The 17,325-nt window shown below is 71.4% G+C and carries 20 protein-coding genes; 6 read left to right on the forward strand and 14 right to left on the reverse strand.

The genetic code is table 11. The features are described 5' to 3' along the window. Positions 1-329: 329 nt before the first annotated feature. Together ACZ4NT_RS03445 and ACZ4NT_RS03450 are read right to left on the reverse strand one after the other, a co-directional pair. Positions 330-1,523 (reverse strand): hypothetical protein, encoded by a 1,194-nt coding sequence (locus ACZ4NT_RS03445; protein ID WP_467723098.1) that lies wholly within the window; start codon positions 1,521-1,523, stop codon positions 330-332. Between the two features lie 104 nt (positions 1,524-1,627). Then, positions 1,628-2,134: a TspO/MBR family protein gene (locus tag ACZ4NT_RS03450; protein ID WP_121409173.1), complete on the reverse strand. Its 507-nt coding sequence runs from the start codon at positions 2,132-2,134 to the stop codon at positions 1,628-1,630. A 151-nt stretch (positions 2,135-2,285) separates the two neighbouring features. Here ACZ4NT_RS03450 and ACZ4NT_RS03455 point away from each other — a divergent pair, with 151 nt between their 5' ends. After that, complete coding sequence (locus ACZ4NT_RS03455) at positions 2,286-2,984, forward strand: adenosylcobinamide amidohydrolase (RefSeq protein ID WP_121409174.1); 699 nt, start codon at positions 2,286-2,288, stop codon at positions 2,982-2,984. Between the two features lie 125 nt (positions 2,985-3,109). On the opposite strand, the gene ACZ4NT_RS03460 is transcribed toward ACZ4NT_RS03455, so the two are convergent. The 3 genes from ACZ4NT_RS03460 to ACZ4NT_RS03470 all read right to left on the reverse strand — a co-directional run bounded on the left by ACZ4NT_RS03460 (position 3,110) and on the right by ACZ4NT_RS03470 (position 4,892). Further along, complete coding sequence (locus ACZ4NT_RS03460; RefSeq protein WP_121409175.1) at positions 3,110-3,313, reverse strand: hypothetical protein; 204 nt, start codon at positions 3,311-3,313, stop codon at positions 3,110-3,112. A 72-nt stretch (positions 3,314-3,385) separates the two neighbouring features. Continuing rightward, positions 3,386-3,712, reverse strand: coding sequence for a plasmid stabilization protein (locus ACZ4NT_RS03465; protein WP_121409176.1), 327 nt, complete (start codon positions 3,710-3,712; stop codon positions 3,386-3,388). Between the two features lie 328 nt (positions 3,713-4,040). Next, a complete protein-coding gene (locus ACZ4NT_RS03470; RefSeq protein ID WP_467723101.1) occupies positions 4,041-4,892 on the reverse strand; it encodes a hypothetical protein in 852 nt (283 codons plus the stop codon). Positions 4,893-5,205: 313 nt separating this feature from the next. Between ACZ4NT_RS03470 and ACZ4NT_RS03475 the strand changes: the two genes are divergently transcribed. The 3 genes from ACZ4NT_RS03475 (at position 5,206) to ACZ4NT_RS03485 (ending at position 8,119) form a co-directional block, all read left to right on the forward strand. Beyond that, a complete protein-coding gene (locus ACZ4NT_RS03475) occupies positions 5,206-5,622 on the forward strand; it encodes a CBS domain-containing protein (protein WP_467723102.1) in 417 nt (138 codons plus the stop codon). 282 nt (positions 5,623-5,904) lie between these two features. Beyond that, entirely contained in the window at positions 5,905-6,714 is an 810-nt protein-coding gene (locus tag ACZ4NT_RS03480) for an SDR family oxidoreductase (RefSeq protein ID WP_121409179.1), read from the forward strand. A gap of 640 nt (positions 6,715-7,354) precedes the next feature. Beyond that, entirely contained in the window at positions 7,355-8,119 is a 765-nt protein-coding gene (locus tag ACZ4NT_RS03485; protein ID WP_467723104.1) for a hypothetical protein, read from the forward strand. Positions 8,120-8,196: 77 nt separating this feature from the next. Here ACZ4NT_RS03485 and ACZ4NT_RS03490 read toward each other — a convergent pair whose 3' ends face one another. Together ACZ4NT_RS03490 and ACZ4NT_RS03495 are read right to left on the reverse strand one after the other, a co-directional pair. Next, positions 8,197-9,198: a hypothetical protein gene (locus ACZ4NT_RS03490; RefSeq protein WP_467723106.1), complete on the reverse strand. Its 1,002-nt coding sequence runs from the start codon at positions 9,196-9,198 to the stop codon at positions 8,197-8,199. Beyond that, on the reverse strand, positions 9,195-9,770 hold the full coding sequence (locus tag ACZ4NT_RS03495; protein WP_467723108.1) for an RNA polymerase sigma factor: 576 nt from the start codon (positions 9,768-9,770) through the stop codon (positions 9,195-9,197). Before ACZ4NT_RS03495 ends, ACZ4NT_RS03490 begins: the two co-directional genes overlap by 4 nt. A gap of 636 nt (positions 9,771-10,406) precedes the next feature. Here ACZ4NT_RS03495 and ACZ4NT_RS03500 point away from each other — a divergent pair. Then, positions 10,407-11,276 (forward strand): GAF and ANTAR domain-containing protein, encoded by an 870-nt coding sequence (locus ACZ4NT_RS03500; protein ID WP_121409181.1) that lies wholly within the window; start codon positions 10,407-10,409, stop codon positions 11,274-11,276. A 152-nt stretch (positions 11,277-11,428) separates the two neighbouring features. On the opposite strand, the gene ACZ4NT_RS03505 is transcribed toward ACZ4NT_RS03500, so the two are convergent. Continuing rightward, on the reverse strand, positions 11,429-11,887 hold the full coding sequence (locus tag ACZ4NT_RS03505) for an ATP-binding protein (protein ID WP_121409182.1): 459 nt from the start codon (positions 11,885-11,887) through the stop codon (positions 11,429-11,431). A 341-nt stretch (positions 11,888-12,228) separates the two neighbouring features. On the opposite strand from ACZ4NT_RS03505, the gene ACZ4NT_RS03510 reads away from it, so the two are divergent. Further along, positions 12,229-12,828 carry a DUF6328 family protein gene (locus tag ACZ4NT_RS03510; RefSeq protein ID WP_467723111.1) on the forward strand — a complete coding sequence of 200 codons (600 nt, stop codon included), beginning with the start codon at positions 12,229-12,231 and terminating at the stop codon, positions 12,826-12,828. Positions 12,829-12,876: 48 nt separating this feature from the next. On the opposite strand, the gene ACZ4NT_RS03515 is transcribed toward ACZ4NT_RS03510, so the two are convergent. The 6 genes from ACZ4NT_RS03515 to ACZ4NT_RS03540 all read right to left on the reverse strand — a co-directional run bounded on the left by ACZ4NT_RS03515 (position 12,877) and on the right by ACZ4NT_RS03540 (position 17,087). Continuing rightward, entirely contained in the window at positions 12,877-13,386 is a 510-nt protein-coding gene (locus ACZ4NT_RS03515; protein WP_467723113.1) for an ATP-binding protein, read from the reverse strand. A gap of 14 nt (positions 13,387-13,400) precedes the next feature. Further along, complete coding sequence (locus ACZ4NT_RS03520) at positions 13,401-13,772, reverse strand: STAS domain-containing protein (RefSeq protein ID WP_121409184.1); 372 nt, start codon at positions 13,770-13,772, stop codon at positions 13,401-13,403. A 132-nt stretch (positions 13,773-13,904) separates the two neighbouring features. Continuing rightward, the gene (locus ACZ4NT_RS03525; RefSeq protein ID WP_121409185.1) at positions 13,905-14,270 is read right to left on the reverse strand and encodes a PRC-barrel domain-containing protein; all 366 of its coding nucleotides are present in this window, start codon (positions 14,268-14,270) and stop codon (positions 13,905-13,907) included. A 263-nt stretch (positions 14,271-14,533) separates the two neighbouring features. Beyond that, the gene (locus ACZ4NT_RS03530) at positions 14,534-14,941 is read right to left on the reverse strand and encodes an STAS domain-containing protein (RefSeq protein ID WP_467723116.1); all 408 of its coding nucleotides are present in this window, start codon (positions 14,939-14,941) and stop codon (positions 14,534-14,536) included. After that, the gene (locus ACZ4NT_RS03535; RefSeq protein WP_121409187.1) at positions 14,938-15,354 is read right to left on the reverse strand and encodes a hypothetical protein; all 417 of its coding nucleotides are present in this window, start codon (positions 15,352-15,354) and stop codon (positions 14,938-14,940) included. The genes ACZ4NT_RS03530 and ACZ4NT_RS03535 overlap by 4 nt, the downstream gene beginning before the upstream one ends. Further along, positions 15,351-17,087 (reverse strand): PP2C family protein-serine/threonine phosphatase, encoded by a 1,737-nt coding sequence (locus tag ACZ4NT_RS03540; RefSeq protein ID WP_467723118.1) that lies wholly within the window; start codon positions 17,085-17,087, stop codon positions 15,351-15,353. The genes ACZ4NT_RS03535 and ACZ4NT_RS03540 overlap by 4 nt, the downstream gene beginning before the upstream one ends. Between the last annotated feature and the right edge of the window lie 238 nt (positions 17,088-17,325).

Here is a 17,325-nt window from a genome sequence, read left to right on the forward strand (position 1 = left end):
CCGCGCGAGCGCCCCGACAACCCGCCGGTCCTGTTCTGGCAGCCGTACCAACAGCTTCCACCCCCCGAGAGACACATGGTGAAGCCGTCACGGTAGGGACACCGAACCCGCCTTCAGTGGATTTTCCGCATAAGAGTCCACATGAAGGGCTGTTGGTGATATTGACCGAAGTGAACCCGTGGATACGTCAGGGCGAAGGGCCGGCCGAGCCCTGCCGGGGATGGTGCGCGAGGGGCTCCGGCGTCGTCAGGTCGAGCGGGAGCATCGCGTCGTGGTCCGGGGTACCGGGCTCCGCGGTGCAGGCACCGAGAGGCGCCCGGGCCCCGTCCTCACTGGGTGCGGGGCGCCGGTGTCCCGGGGTCCGACGGCCGCCCGCCGGACCCCGACCCCTCGGTGCCGCGCACCGGAGCAGTCGTCCTCCCCGGCGCCAGCCGCAGCACCGCGAAGGCCGCGAGTCCCGCCGCGCTGCCGAAGGTGAGGGCAGCCGGTACGCCGTTGCCGAGCCTTGAGAACAGGTGGAGGGTGCCGTACGCGGAGACGGTGTCGTCGAGCGCCATGTGCAGGGTCTGACCGACGAGCAGTCCCAGCACGACGGCGCACACCGCCCCACCCGTCATCGCCGGCACCGTGGCGCGGGTGAGCAGGCCGGGCAGCAGGCGCAGCGCCCACCACACGACGGCCAGCACGACCAGGTCGACGGCTCGGTACAGCAGCCAGTCGCCCAGGGGCGTGCTCCCCGGTCCCGCCCAGCCGCCCAGCAGCAGCCACTGACGCAGCAGGTCCCCGGGCTCGGACAGCAGACCTCCTCCGCCGCCGGACGAGGTCTGGATCGAGGCCGCCACCTTCTCGTACGAGAGCACGATGAGGGACAGCGCGATCACCGTGGTCCCCGCACTCGCGGCCAGTCGGGCGGCGCGGGGCGGCACGGCCTGCCTCGGCGACGGGTCCTCGCCCTTGGCGGTGATCCGCGCCACGAGCACCGTCAGCAGGGCGGTCGGCAGCGCCGCGAACACCACTGTCGGCCCACTGGACGCGACGACACCGGCCAGCTGGGGCAGGAACCGGTAGCTGCCGCGCCCCTGGGAGGCGATGAGCCAGGGTGCGCTGACCGTCACGGCCAGCGTTCCGGCCACCGGGCCCCAGGCCCACAGCGCGAGCAGCGTGGCCGGCGTGCGCCCCTGGGTCGGCGGGATCCGGCGGATCAGGAGCAGCGCGCCGGCCAGGTAGCTCACGAAGACCGCCGCGAACCTGATCTGCATGGCGGTGTCGTGGAGGCCCGAGTAGTGCGTGCCGACTCCGGACGCCGTGCCCCCGGTCGCGGACCCGTCGGCAGGCAGGGTCACCGGGGGGTCGTACGACCAGGGGGCGAGCCATCGTCGGAGCTCGGTCACGGACTCCATGTCGAACACGCTGCCGGTGCCGCGCAGTTGCAGGGCATCCGTGCTCGCGCCCGCCCACCACAGCAACAGCGTGATGAGGAGACCTCCGACCAGTGCCGGTATCACCGCGCGCCGATAGGTCATCTGTCGCCCCCGTGTGGCCCCGTACCCGTCCGTGCTTCGATCAGCCGAAGGATAGGCGGTGTTGATCACCCGCGGACAGGGTGTCCGGGCGACTCGGGGATCGCCTACCGGTTGCGCCGGGCGATGGACGTGTTCAGGGCTGTGGCGAAGGCACACCACGCGGCGTACGGCAGGAGCGCCCGGGCCGCTTTCGGGTCGATGCGCGCGGTGCGGCTGAGGAGTTCGGCGTTGCTGAGGTCGAGGAGCAGCGTGCCGGCCAGTCCGGCGCGCGGGCTGCGGCAGCCGAAGAACAGCCAGTTCCAGCCGGCGTTCAGCGCCAGATTGGTGCCGAAGGCGGCAACGAAGTTCAGCCGCTCCTCCTCGTGCGCTCGGCCGAGGGCGTGGCCGCCGACGAGGGCGAGTGAGGCGTACAGGGGCGTCCACACCGCCCCGAAGGCCCAGGACGGCGGCTGCCAGGGCGGTTTGCGCAGCGTCCGGTACCAGGCACTGTCCGGATCGACCGCCGCGGCACCGGCCGCCGCTGCCACCGCCACCGCTGCGGCGGACCCGAGGTACCGCTGCCGTCGGCCCGGCCCGGAACCGCGGACCCCTCTCGTACTGATCAGCCTCATAGGTGAGGGGTTCCCCGCGCGGCCGCTCTCTCACCGGCCAGGTCCCCGGCAGGCCGAGCGGCCGGAGCGGCGGCGGGACCTGCTCCGGGACGGGGCGCCGGCGGCCCGTACGATCGGCCCGAGCACAACCCCCGCCGAGGAGCCCGCACCCGTGACCGCCGTCGTCCCGTCGCCCCGCACCACGGGTGCGCTGTCCGTGCAGCACCTGACCCGCCACGAGGACGGCGAACGGCTCGGCGCCCTGTTGTGGCGGGCGGGGCCGGGCTGGCGGATGGCCAGCAGCGCGGTGCTCGGCGGCGGGATCGGCGAACGGTCCTGGGTCCTGAACGCTCAGGTCGTCCACGGTTACCGGCGCACCGACCCGGACCGCCACCTCGCCGAGCTGGCGCGCGACGCGGGCGAACACGCGCCGGGGGTCGGGCTGATGACGGCGGCCGATGTGGCCCGTCATGCCCACGGGACCGACGCGGGTGTCGAGGCCGTGGTCACGGCGGCGGTGGGGGTACGCGGCTGGGCCGCCTCCCCGGCCGAGGGCTCCTCGGGGCCCGCCGCGCCGGGCACGGTCAACATCGTCGTCGCCGTGCCCGCGGCGCTGACCGACGCGGCGCTGGTCAACGCGGTGGCCACGGCCACCGAAGCCAAGGTGCAGGCGCTGCTGGACGCGGGCTACGACTGCTCCGGCACTCCTACCGACGCCGTCTGCGTGGCCGCCCGCGTCCCGTCCGGGGACCGGCTCCCGAACGCCTTCGCCGGGCCTCGCTCCCTGTGGGGCGCCCGCCTCGCCCGCGCCGTCCACACCGCGGTACGGAGCAGTCTCGTACCCGGTGGCCCCCCATGCGAGGGCTGCTGACCGGGGGCGTCCAGCCGGACGCCGGGCGCCCTGTCCGCCGGTGAAGCCCGGTACGGAGGCCGGCCGCCGTGCCGGGCTTCACTGCTCCGGCGCGGGACAAGGCCCGTGCGGAGTGGGTACGGACGTCAGCGGCCGTGCCGCTCCACGTCTTCCTGTGCGTCCTTGTTCGGCGTCAGCGCGTCCGCCGCCTCCTTGTCCTGACCACGCCGCTCACCGCCGTCCACGACGCGTGTCTCGGCCTTCTCCACCTCGCCGAGGACCTCGTCGGCGGCCGTCCCGGGCTTCTTCCCGGGGCGTGGGGTCGGGTGCTTGCCGTCGTGGTGATTCATGCATGTCCTCACGCAAGTCGTATCCGGGTCACGGGGCGCGGGCCGTCGTTCCCTTCTCGGCGGCCCGGCGGGTCAGCGGCCCAGGGCCTCGGCCAGTTCCTTCTTGTTCATCGAGGATCGGCCGTCGATACCGCGCTTCTTCGCCTCGGCGTACAGCTGGTCCTTCGTCGGCCCCTGCGCGCCGCTGTGCGACCGCTCGCCGCCGCGCTGCGGCGCGGACTTCCTGTCCCTCGTCGACGTCTTGCTGGCCGACTTGGCCTCGCCCGAGCGGGCGCGCTCCTTGTTCACGGTCCGCGCCGCGATCTCCTTCGCCCGGCCCTCGGAGGTACCGCGCTTCTCGGCGCCCTCCTTGATGTGCTCGTACTGGCGCTCGCGCTTCGCACTGGAACCACGGGGCATGAGCTTCTCCTTCCAGACCGGCCGACACGGCCCGTTCGGCCGCCTTCTCGGCTTCTCCAGGACTTCACGCGTACCCGTCACCCGCTGCTTCTCACGCGCGGTCCGGGAACACGCTGCTCCCATCTGATGCGCGGCTCCCCGGCGTGTGCGAGCAGGCAGCCACCGAACGGATGACCGGCCGGCCGGCGAGTCGGCTCCCGGTGCGCTCGGCTCCCGGCACGGGCCGGGCGGTACCGACTCCCCGCATGAGGAAGGCCCCGCCGGAGCGGGGCCCTCACCGTGTTCTCGGACGCGACGGCACACACGACGTCGCCGGCGTCCGGCGGGCTCAGTTCACGTCGACGTAGTCACCCGAGGAGTTGCCGGCGCCGGTCGTGGAGTTGCCGCTGTAGCGCCAGCGCCAGCTGCCGTCCTGGGAGGCGGACACCGTCGTCCTGAGGTGACCGGTGCTGTCGGCGGTGACCGACTTGACCGTGGTGTAGGTGTCCGACCCGACGGGCTTGAACTGCAGCTTCACCAGGCGGCCGCCGTAGTTGTCGTAGCGGTGCAGGCTCCAGTTCGCGCGCTGCACGGTGCCGGTGACGGTGATCGGCGAGCCCTTGGCCACGGGCTCCGGGGAGGCGTTCATGCTCTGGATGCGCGAGGCACGCTGGAGGCGGACCGTCGCGGAGAGCAGGTCGGTGTCGTAGCCGCCGCCCTTCTTGATGCCCGTGCCCAGTGTCTTCCAGTCGGTGGCGTCGCTGTTGACGAGCTCGTTGCCATTGCCGCCCGGCATGTTGTCGGGGTCGATGGTCATCGTCTCGTCGCAGTCGTGGAAGGTGTAGCCGCCCGCGGACGACTGGGCGCAGCTCCACCGCGTCGTGAAGATCGCGAGCTCGTACTCGTTGGTCCCGTAGGTGCCCCGGTATGCCTCGACCCACCAGCTGTCGAGCGCCACACTGCTCTTCACCGTGTATGTCAGCGGGGCCTCCACCTCGGCGCTGATGCCGACGACGATGGGCCGTCCGTTGTTGAGTACGACGTTCGAGAACGAGATGTCGCTCTCGGCGGCGTGCGCGGACGGTGCGGTGAGGCCCACGCCCACCAGTGCCATGCCTGCGGCCACCGCCGCGGTGGCCGCGCGTCGCGCGGCCGAGGGTCTGTGCCGCTGCGGAGCGGCAGTGGTCGTGGAAGTGCTCAATCCCCACCCCTGAGTCGTGTGTCAGTACGGCGGTCCCTTGGCCCGCCGCGGGAACTGTAGATCATCGGCGGCAGGGGCAGGCACGGCGGTGTCCGCGCTCGAACCCTTGAGGCCCGGCACCGCGGACGCCGGCCGCCCGATGACCCTGCGGCGGCCGAGGCAGCGGGTCCCCGCGGGGCTTGCGCCGATCGGGCCCGGTCGCCCCCGGCTCAGTTACCGGCAACGGCGCGAGGGAAGCCATGTCAGGTCGACCGAGGATGCGAGCCGCACACCCGCGTTCGCATCGGACCCACGAGCAGGGAGCAGCGCGAGGATGACGACGGCACGAGACATCATGACCGGTGGGGCGCAGTGCGTGCGCGAGGACGAGACAGTCCTGGACGCCGCCCGCAGGATGAAGGACCTCGGTGTGGGCGCCCTGCCCATCTGCGGCACCGACCACATGCTCATGGGCGTGGTCACCGACCGCGACATCGTGGTGAAGGTGCTGGGTGCCGGCAAGGACCCGGCGACGTGTCCCGTCGGGGAACTGGCGCAGGGTGAGGCGGTGACGATCGGCGCCGACGACAGCACCGAGCAGATCCTGCGCACCATGAGCGCGCACAAGGTACGCAGGCTTCCGGTGATCGAGGGCCACGACCTCGTGGGCATGGTGGCACTGGCCGACGTCGCCAGGTCGCTGCCCGACGCGAGGGCCGGCGACCTCCTGCAGGCCGTGTCCAGCGACTGACGTCCCGCGACGTCCCCGGGGCTCCCCCACACCGGCCGGGGCACGCTGCGGCGGTCACATCACAGACCGGAAGCGGCGCTCCGAGCACATGAAGCAGCACAGCGAGCACATGCGCAGGGCACTCGCGGTGGGCATCCGGCCCCCGCGGACACCCGTTTCACCGGCCCTCCGGCGGGTACTGCGAGAGCCCGTTCCGCAGCAGCACATCAGGCCGTGGCAGCGGTGATGGACGACACCGGCAGGCAGCGTCGACGCCGTGCTCGGCCCTCAAGGAGGCATCACATGAGTGCGCCCACCCCGTCCCCCGCCAAGGCGGCAGTCGTCACCGGCGCCGACTCCGGCATCGGCCGCGCCACCGCCGTCCGGCTCGCCGAGGCGGGCATGGACGTCGGCATCACCTGGCACACCGACCGCGAAGGCGCCGAGCGGACGGCCGCGGAGGTGCGCGACCGCGGCAGGCGCGCCGCGGTGGCCCGGCTGGACCTCACCCGGCTGCCCGAGGCCGCCGACACGATCGACGAACTAGCGGACCGCCTCGGCCGCCTCGACGTACTGGTGAACAACGCGGGCACCGGGACCGCCACCCCCTTCCTCGACCTGGAGCTCGACGACGTACGCCGCGTCCTCGACGTCGACCTGGTGGGCCCGTTCCTGTGCAGTCAGCGTGCGGCGCGCCTGATGATCGCGCAGGGCGACGGAGGCCGCATCGTCAATGTCACTTCCGTGCACGAGCACCAGCCCCGCGTGGGCGCCGCCCCCTACTGCGCGGCCAAGGGAGGCCTCGGGCTGCTCACCCAGGTGATGGCCCTGGAACTCGGCGAGTACGGCATCACGGTCAACGCGGTGGCACCCGGGGAGATCGCCACCCCGATGACCGGACAGGAGGACACCGACGTGCACACCGAGCGGCGTCCCGGTATCCCCCTGGGCCGTCCCGGGGACGCGCGCGAGATCGCCGCGGTGATCGCCTTCCTGGCCGGCCCGGATGCCTCGTACGTGACCGGCGCGTCCTGGGTCGCGGACGGCGGGATGGTGCGCATGGGACCGCAGGCCGGCTCGCACCTCGAGAGTGACGACTGGCGCCGCCCCTGAGCCGTGGTGTTCCGCGTACGCGGTCCCGGTCTCCGGCCGCCGACGCGGCGCGCCACTGACCATCCCGCATACAACTCGGTTGCAGTCGACGTGACTTGAGGCGAGGCATCACTCACCCACCACCATGGGCGTATCTTCCCGGCCGACGTGCGCGCAACGCCGGTCACTCGGTGACATCGGTCGCCGCTCTCGGGAAGGTACGCCTTTCACATGTCTCCCCCGACGTGAGAAGTGCCCCCGTCGACATGGGTACTTCTGTTCACCCCGGTCAGTCGGTGACTCCCCTCCCATTACCGCAGGGGCTTTGCTATCGGAATAGGGCCGACTGCCCTTCAGGCACGGCGAATTCGCAGGTCAGGATGGCTCATGCGAGGCGTCGGGAGTCAATGACCCCGGCCTTCCCGATCCCTTCACCCGGCCTTCCCCACCTGGGTTGCGGAGTCGAGGAATTGAGCTGAGTCGCACTGAGCAGGAACATTCGCTTCCAGTCATGCGTACTATCACTAGGCTGGCGCATGTCGCAGCAGTTGCGAGTGCAGCCGGTCCAGCCATCGCAAACGGGAAACACCCCCCATCACTTCGCGAGCCCGGCGACCTTCCTCCCGCCGCCGCGGCAGCGAATTCGAGAAAGGCCGCTGACATGTCCGACACCCAAGCCCGCTCCACGGAACTCACCTCGCAGTACATCGCCCAGGTGACGGGTGACCTCGAGCGCAACGCCAAGGAGCAGGAGCGCATCAGCACGGAGATCGAGGCCCTGCGGGAGCAGCTGCAGGCCCTGCAGCACGACCACACGGTGCTCGTGACGATGCAGCAGGCGCTCAGCTCCGGGAACATCGCGGCGGCCGAGTCGGTCGCGCAGTTGGAGACCCGGGCGACGCCGACCGTGCCGCACCAGGCCACGGCCGAGCCGAAGAGCAAGACCGAGCCCAAGCAGAGCAAGGCGAAGAAGGCGGTCTCCGGCAGCGCCAGGAAGACCGCGGTCAAGAAGCCCGCCACCAAGGCGACTTCGGCGAAGAAGGCGACCTCCTCCCCGAAGACCTCCTCGGCCGCCAAGGCCTCCTCGGCGACCAGGTCGGCCGCCAAGCCGGCCGCGGCCAAGTCCGCGACGCCCGCACCCCGGAAGGCCGACAAGGCTGCCGCCAAGCCGACCCTCGTCGACCTGATCCGCGGCCACCTCGAGCAGCAGAGCGAGCCGCGGTCCGCCGCCGAGGTCGCCTCCGCGCTCACGGACACCCACCCCGACCGCAGCATCAAGACCACGGTCGTGCGCACCACCCTCGAAGGCCTCGTCGCCAAGAGCCACGCCCACCGCAGCAAGCAGGGCTCGTCCGTCTTCTACACCGCTGCCGCCCCGTCGGAGCCGGCCAAGGACGACGCCCAGCCGCAGGCCGAGGCCGGCTGAGCGTCCACCGGCCGGCCCCGGCGTCGACGAAGGAGCGGCCGGCCAGGAGGCGGACGACGCGGTGCGACGGCACCGCGTCACGCCAGTTCAGTGAGTCCTTGGACGGTCGCCGGGCCGAACCGTACGAGGTAGATCCCGCTGCCCGGCGGCTCTTCCTTGGAACGGGCGCGGAGGGCAGCAACATCCACGGCGGGCGGCCATTTGGTCCCGCCGTCGGACCACCTCACGCCGATCAGCCCGTTCCAGTCGAGTGCGGTTCCTCGCAGGTCGCAGTCGGTGAAGTCGTTCAGGAAAACCTCCACCATGGCGTGATTCATGGGGGGCAGTCCGCGCTGCAGGAGCACCGAGAGCGTGCGGTGCAGTTCCTCAGCGCACACGGGCTGGAGTTGGGCCGCCCGCTGGTGAATCTCCCCGACGCGTTGTGCGAGGGGTAGGGCATCAGCGTGTGCCGCACAGCTCGCACGAGCTCGACTGACGTCGGCGGCGATGTCTCGGGCCTGTTGGCGGGCGTCCACGAGAACTGTGGTGCGGTCGCCACCTACTGCGCGATCGCGGTCCAGCACCCGGTTCACCGCGCTGGCGAAGGCCAGCGCACGGGAGTGGGCTCGCGTCAAGGTGTCCTGGACGCGGACGCCCGGCTGCGGTTCGGTGTCCTGGGGAAGGGCAAGAGCGTCGCGTGCCTGGGCCAGGGCGTCGACGAGGTGACGGACGTGTGTGTGCGCCAAATGCCGCGGCAGAACGTCGCGGTGTCCCCGCGCCATCATCCGGGTCCGCGGGTCGATCGACCGGAGCAAGTCCGCCAGGGGTGCAGGGTGCGATACCGGAGAAGCCTGGCATGAATCGGCGGGCGGCGACCACGGCTCGCCCGTTGACAGGACTTCACACAGACCGTTTTCGACATCCAGGACGGCGTCGAGGTCATCGACCAGTTCATCGTGCCGCGACTGCAAGAGGACTTCACGCAGACCGGCTTCGACATTCAGAACGCCGTCGAGCTGGGCTGCGACGGCCTGCGCGTGCCGCTTGAGCCGGCGAGACGTGGTCACATCGGTCCTTGGACGCTCCTGCCTCTTGGTCACGCGAACCTCCTCTCGTCCGTATTGTGCTCTGCAAGTTTTTGACGAGCTTTGCGCAGACTGCTGCGAACCGCTTCGGGAGTCAGCCTCAGCTCTGAGGCGATCTCCGCAGGGGTGTAGCCGCTGAGCGTCCAAGCCATCACCTGCCGCTGCCGGTAGGGCAGCGCCTTCACCAACTGCATCAAGTCGTGCTGCAGCTCCCAGTGCGCGTGGGCATCCGGAACGGGCAACAAGGCGGAGGACTCATTCACTTCCACCAGCCACTCCCGAACGTCGGCGACCCTCCGTGCCAGGGCTCGGGCGGCGACGGTGTGAACCCAGGCCTGCGGCTGCTCGATCTCGTCCCAACGGCGGTACGCCTTGATCATGGTGTCCTGGGCCAGGTCGGCCGCGACGGACAACGAGGCACCGTGATGGATCAGGAAGCCAGTCAGCCTTCGAATCGTGGCGCGGTAGAAGCTGGAGAACTCTTCGTCGACAACGGCCCGGACGCGTTGACGCTGCTGCAACGCATCATCCGCCGCGGGTACGGTCGTGGGGTGTTCGGTGCCGTCCGCCGCGTTGGGCTCGCTCACTGTCGCCCTCCGGGCTCGGATGCCACGCGAACGATGATGACGCACAGGACCTGTCGCGGACCCTGCCGGTCGTCCGGTACACACGCTCGCCGTGCTCGGCAGCCTGACCACGGTCCGGGCACGACGCACACACCGCCGGCCACGACGGACGCCAGCGTGAGCAGGGATGTGAGGACGTCCATGGGCGACCCTCTCCTATGAGATACAGAGGTCCCGGTAGGACCCGTCTGTGAACTGGGAGGGCGGAGGCGCGGGCTCCGTGAACTCGCCGGCCAGGATTGTTCGTCTCGGAGGTGCGCAACGGGGTCATGCGGCACACGCAGCGGCCTCAAGGAGGCTGAGACATGTGAGGCTGAGACATGTCGGGCGGAGGCGACCGCCCGTCCATCCGTGTGGTCGGCGGGCCGATGTGACTGATGCCATGTCTCCTGGGCTCCGTTGCGGCACAGGTGTCATTCGGGGTTAGGGTCGACCGAAGTGCTTGGGAAACAGGCACGCCCCGCGGCTCCGCCGCGGTCCGCGCACTGTGCGCGCCCTGGTTTTTTCGGGGGTGGCGGCCTGTGATGCCTTCCTGCGGGTAGAGGTATCCGGTTGCCTGCCGGAGGACGGACACCGTCAGTGAGGATGCCTTTCACCATGAGCCAGGAGGCCGAGCTCCCGCCCGTCACCCCCATCGGTGGTGTCGAGCCCGTGACCGATCCCGCCGTTCTGCGGCAGGAGATCGCCCGGCTCCAGCGCGTGAGCGCCGAACTGCAGGGACGCCTGCATGCCCATCCGCCGATCTCCCTGGCACAGGGCGTCCTCATGGAGCGCTACCGGCTTCCCGCGCCCGAGGCCGCGTTCACGCTGCTGCGGGAGACCTCGCAGCGCTTCAACATCAAGATGCACACGCTCGCGGACGCCGTCGTCCGCACACCGGGAGGCGACGACGCCCTGCCCCCACCCCGGGACCGCGCCGAGCAGGAACCGCCCGCGCTGCCTGGTCTGCGCCTCGCGGGGCCCGGCCTCCGCCAGCAGGGCGCCGTACTGTCGGCGGCGCTGCGGCGGGTCATGGACGTCGCCCAGGCCGGCATGGGGAACGTACAGCTCGCCGAGAGCGGACGGCTGCGCATGGAGAAACACGTCGGCCTGGGACGCGACTTCACCACCTTCTTCGCGTTCGTCGACTCCCCCACGACGTCCTGCGCCCAGGCCGCCGAGACCCGCCGACAGGTCACCGTCCGCGATGTGGCGACGGCCGAGGTGTTCGACGAGGACTCACGCCGCACGATCCTGCACGCGGGCAGCCGCGCCTGCCACAGCGTGCCGCTGCTCAACCGTGCCGGTGTACCGCTCGGCATGATCTCGACCCACCACGAGCGGCCGCTGGCCGGCTTCACGCGGGCCCAGCTCGATGCGCTGGAGGCGACCGGAGTCATGGTGGGGCGCTGGCTGTCCTGGCACCGGCAGACGGTGGTCCGTGACGCCCTGGGCCACCTGCACACCACCGCGACGGCACCTCGCTGACGGGGACATCGTCCGTCCGGCCTCAGGACGTCCCCTGCCCGGGTATGCCGAACCGACGCCATCGGACGTAGTCCTGTGTCGGCTCCGCTGAGCACATGTGCTCGCGCGGGCCCCGCGCGCTCACGCACGCATCCGCGCGCGGACGCGCACCGTCACGCAGGCATGCCCTCCAGGGCGATGCGCACCCGGATGCGCTTGCCGACCGGTTCGCGCCGGACGTCGATGTCTCCGCAGAGCGCCGTGACGATCTCCAGGCCGTGCCGGCCGATCCGGCTCGGGTCGCAGGCCTGTGCGACCGGCACCGCGAAGCTGCTGTCCCACACCCTGATCTCCAGCGACCGGCCGACCAGGACCAGATCGAGTGCGCAGGGCCCGGGCGCGTGCTTGCACACGTTCGTCACGAGTTCGCTGACCACGAGCTGGACCGCACCGATCACTTTGGAAGAGACCGCCAGGCGATACGCCCGCTGCAGCCTGTCCATGAAGTCGGCCGCGAAGTGCCGGGCCGCCCGGATCGACTCCGAGGCGCCGTCGTACACAGCTCCGGCCCATGGCAACGGCCCCGGCAGAACCATGTCTGCACCACCGTCGCCCGCAACAGCTTCCACCATCCCGGTCCCCTTGCCCGGACCGTCACACTCGGGTCCGACTCCGCGCACACATACCCCCGATCGCTCCCCGAACACCCGGCCGCCCTGGGCGAGTCATGGCGCCGCCCCCGGCGAACGCACCTGACCACGAACCCGAGTCGCCCGTCGCGACGTGATCTCCGGCACACCCCGGCACCGTCGGCGGCGCGACTTCCCACGGCTGATCCACCCCGGGCGAGGCGGTCCGTGTCCTCGTTCCCGGGCTCGTGCGGACATGTCGCCTGGTCAGGTCGTGATGATGCGTTTGGCGGGTATGAGGAGGCACACGACCGAGCAGGGCCCATGGGGAGAGGAGCAGTGCCTTGAGTCTGATGGAAGAGAGATCTCCGGCCGCGGACGAGGCGACCGCGGCGGCCGAGCAGGCCAAGAACACCGAGCAGGGCGGGGACGCCGAGCGGACGGGGGGTGCCTCCGGCGGTCGCCCGAGCGACGGGGAATCGGAACGCGAGCGGGTCAACCGGCGGTGGAACGAGATCCTGCAGGAGACACGCGTCGCCCAGACCGGCGTGCAGATCCTGTTCGGCTTTCTGCTGAGCGTCGCCTTCACGCCGCTGTTCAGGGAGTTGGGAACGTTCGACCGGACGGTGTACGTCATCACCGTGGTCCTCGGTGCCGCGGCGACCGGTGCGCTGATCGCGCCGGTCTCGATCCACCGCTTCCTGTCCGGACAGCGCATGAAGGACGAACTCGTCGCCGCCGCCGGGCGCCTGATGATGTGCGGCATCGTCCTCCTGGCGCTCACCATCGGCTGCACGGTGCTGATCATTCTGCACGTGGTGCTGCCCAGCCTGCTGGCCGAGATCCTGGCCGGCGGCGTCATGCTGTGGTTCGCGTTCTGCTGGTACCTGCTGCCCTGGATACTCAGGCGGCGCTCCGACAGGGCCGACGGCGGCGCACGGTGACGTGGCCGCAGCAGGGCACCCGTGACGCCGCCGGGTGGCCCCGCGTCCTCAGGTCAGCGGAACGACGACGCTGACCGTCTTGCCTCCCCCGGGACAGCGCTCGACGGTGATGTCCCGGGCCAGGCGGATGATCAGCGGCCAACCGTAGCCGTGCCCGCGGTGGTGTCCCGGGAGGGCGCTCGCACCGAAGGCGCCCACGGGGATGACGTCGCTGTTGTCACGCACGGCGAGTCTGAGGCCGTCCTGGACCGGAGTCACCTGGAATCCGGCGATGCCCTCACCGTGCCGGATGGCGTTGGTGACCAGTTCCGAGGTCACCAGGAGCAGGTCGATGACCGCTTGCCGGCTCGCTCTGCGGGTCCCCGAGTTCCACTGCTCGTTCACCACCTGCTCGGCGTGCCTGCGTGCCGCGGCGGCGGTCGTGACGGAGGCCGCCGCCGAGGGTCTCGCGGGCCCGGCGCCGAGAAGGACGTGAGTCGGTGCGTCGCCCCGGTCCATCGTGGCGGTGTCCCCGGAGTCCGCTCCCTCGGCGCCCGTGCCCGGCATCCCCGTGGGCACGGGCCGCGCCGGCTTCACCGTTCGTCCGTTTCGAACGGAAGGTCCATGGCCGCCTCCACGGTGTCGGCCAGGACGAAGAAGCCGGCGGTTCCCGTCACGTCGAAAAGCCTTCTGACGGTGTCGCTGAAGGGTCCGGACACAACCATGAGCATGCCACAGGCCCGATGAGCGCGCTGCGCGGCGAGCAGAACGTGCAGGATCGACGAGTCGGCGAAACCCGTGCCGGAGAGATCGACGATCGCACGAGAGGCGCCCACCCGGTGCGCGAGGTCCAGAGCCTCCTCCAGTTTGGACGCGCTCGCGTAGTCGATGTCGCCTCCCACCCGCACGACGAAAGAGTCCTGAGCCGAACCGTGCGTGACGGTGGCCTCCAACTCGTCGGACATCGGCCCACTCTTTCCGTTCTACTGGCGCTCAAGCACTGTCCGGAGGAACTCCGGGGACAGCAGGTGTCCCGTGGTACTTCCGGAGGTACGGGGTGTTCGGATGCATCACTCTGCGCGGACCGCCGGGACCGGTCAGGCGGGCTGCCTGGGCGGCAGGCTGTCGTAGTAGCTGCCCACCCGGCTCAGGTACTCGGGGTCGAGCGTCTCCCGGTCGGTCTTGAACAGGGGCGCCGACTTGACCTCGTCCCGGGTGCACACGACCGTGATCTTCTGCGCCTCCGTGTCGATGCCGGTGACGATGCCCACCGGCACCAGAACGCTCTTGCCGAACACCCACACACCGGTGTCCACGACCAGGTGACGCATCCCCGACTCGTCGGCCTGCCGGTCCACATGCCCTATGGTCCCGTCGGTCGCCTCGACGGCGTATCCCGTCAGTTCGTGTCCCTCCGAGTAGGCGCACTGCGGCGGGTACGACCAGATTCTTTCGGTGATCACGCTGCTCCTCTCCGCCCGCACCGCCGGTCCGGTCTGCCGACGACCGTCCCCCGGTGCGGAATTGCCCGATGGAGCACGAGAGGCGGAGATGTGCTCCGCCTCGCTCCACAGCAGCCAATACCCTTGGAACGGGACCGCATTCGGCAGCCTTTTCCGGTACGGAGCGAGGGGCGCGCCACCGGCGTACGCGCCTGCCGGTGTCGAGGCACCCCGTACCGCGCCCGTCCCCGCCCCGTACCCGCCGCCGATGCCACCGGGCCGCGTCACGAGCCGGGCCGCCCGACGGCCGCGTCGAGGTCCTCGTCCTGCTCGTCCTGCTCGTCCGGGGGTGCGGTGAGGTACCCGCAGGTGCCCGTCAACTCCAGGAGCCGCTCCAGAACGGCGGGCCGCTCGTCCAGGTGAAGGCGCACGCGACGCGCGTCCGTCCGCCGCCGGATCGTCAGCAGAGCGGAGAGCCCCATGGAGTCGATGCTGCGCAGCCCCGCGAAGTCCAGCCGCAGCGAAGCCGGTTGGCTCTCGGGGACAGCCGCGGGATCGCCGAGGACGGAGTCGACGGCCCTCACCAGCCTCTCGCAGGTCTCGTAGTCGAGGTCTCCCGCGATGCGGACGACGGCCTGCGTCGCGCCGGTGTCGGCGGTGACCGTGAAGGACGGTGGCTGCGGTGTGGTCATACGGGCTTTCCATGGCCGGGGATCCTGGATGCGGTGCCGCGGACGCCGGGCGCCTCACGCGCCCGGACCTCGGTGCCGAAGGCAAGGGGCACGTACCGGCGCCGCCCGGTCGGCGGGTGGCGTACGGGCTCGACGGGCCGCTGCAGCGCGGTCGCCGTACGTTCCGCCGCGCTGGTGAGCCGCTCGGCCGCCTCTCCGGCAACCGTGTCCGCCCGCACCTGCGCGGTCGGAGCCGGCAGGACCGATTCGGCATCCGCGTCCCGCGCGTCCGGCCGGTCGTGGACGGCGGCACCGTCGCCTCCGTGCACGACCGGCCCGCCACCCTCGTGGACGGCGTAGCCGTCGCCCTCGTGGGCCGCTGTTCCCAGGGGGAGGCCAATGCCGTCGCCGGAGCGGACATGGGGGGTCGTCATGCGGTGTACCTGCCCCGCGTGTGGCCGTTCACGGCACTGAGGTGTGCATGATGGGGTGCCGTGACCGCGACGACGGCCATGTCGTCGTGGACGCCGTGGCCCACCCACTGCGAGGCCAGCATCTGGACGTGCGCCACCAGCCCCTCGGCGGACATGGCCGCGCACTGGGCGAGGGCCCTCGTCAGCCGCTGGACACCGAACAGTTCGTCGCCCAGCGGACCGCCCCGTGCCTCGGTGATGCCGTCGGTGAAGAACAGGCAGGTCTCCCCGGGCGCCAGCGCCACCTCGGCGGTGACGGACGTGATGTCCGGGAAGGCACCGACCAGCGTGCCCCGGGTCCTGGCCGTCTCCACCTGCCCGTCGGCCCGCACGATCAGCGGCGGCGGGTGCCCGGCACTGGTCACCCGCAGATGAACCGTGCTGCCGCGCCGCACGACCGACGCCAGCGCCAGCGTGGCGAACCGGGTGTGGTGCGAGTTGATCAGAGCGCCGTTGAGCAGGCCGAGGAGGCGCTGGTGGTCTCCGGCCAGCGGCCGGAGCGCCTGCACCGTGTTGCGGATCTTGCCGGTGAGCACCGCCGCTTCCAGGCCCTTGCCGCACACGTCACCGAGCACCACGAGGGACTCCTCGTCCGCGTCGGCACCCGGGTGGACGTCGTAGAAGTCCCCGCCCACGCGCTCGGTCTGCCCCGAGGGGCGGTACGCGCCGGCGAACTCCACGCCGTGCACGCCGTGCAGTTGCGGCGGCAGCAGGTCCCGCATGAGGGTGGTGGTGATGGCGGCCTGCTCCGTGTACAGACGCGCCGCCGAGATCGCGGCGCCCGCCCGGGCGGCGAAGAGCCGGGCGAAGATCTCCTCGCCCTCGGTGAACGCCCGCTGCCGGCCGGATCGCAGCAGGACGAGCGCGCCCGCCGGGACTCCGTGGCCGGGCAGCGGGGTGATCACGGCCGAACCGAGCGGGCCGGTGAGGTCGTCCGGCACGGCCCATGCGGGCACGGCGGCAGGATCGATCCACCGGGACGGCACGGACGGGAGTCCGCGCAATACCTCGCCGAGTCCGGGGACCTCCTCGGGATCCTCCTTCACGACCCGGTGCTCGGCCTCGCCGCCGGGGCCGCAGAGGGTCAGCGGCAGCCGATGGCCACGTGGCGCGCCGACGACGACCGCGGCTTCCGCGAGGTGTTCGGCGGCCATCCGGGCCGTGGCCTCCATGCAGCGCTCGACGTTCAGCGACGACAGCAGGGTGCTGGACGCGCCCGCCAGCACGGCGGTGCGCCGCCGTTCGGTCGTGAGCGCCTCCTCGGCGACCCGCCGCTCCGTGTCGTCGACCAGCCACCACATCACGTCGCCGTCCGCGGTGCGGGTGGGATGCGCCTCGAAGGTCCGGCCACCGACCCGGCCATGAGCGGGAGGCCGCTCGTCGGGAGGGTCCGTGCCGTGGTTCCGGTTGCGGATCCGGATGTGTGCGTCCGAGATCCAGACCGGGACGACGTCCTCCAGCCACGCACCGCTCACCGCGTCGGGGAACAGCACCGCCGCGGCGGCGTTCACCTCGACGACACCACCCGAGGGGTCCGCGACGAGGACGGGGCAGGGGGCGGCACCCCACGGCGCACAGGCCGGTGCGCCACGCGAGTTGGCAGGGGGCTGCTGGGAAGTGTCCACAAGTTCGGACCCGCGTCCGCGGGCCCACCACCCTTCCGGCAACGAAGACTGTTTCCGTCCGACAACCATCTCCTGCCGGAGCGCGCCACTGCAAGTCACATCGGCGAACTTCGTCCCCCCGCGGCTGCCACGGGCACCGTGCGTGCGGTCGGGGCCAAGGCATGCGTCACGACACGGGCCCGCACAGCAGAACGGCGGGGGGGGGGGGGGGGGGGGGAACCCCCCCCCCCCCCCCCCCCCCCCCTCCCCCCCCCCCCCCACCCCCCCACCCTGGGGGGACCAAAGACACCCCCCCCCCCCTCCCCCC

Source organism: Streptomyces sp. NPDC026417, from assembly GCF_055567695.1.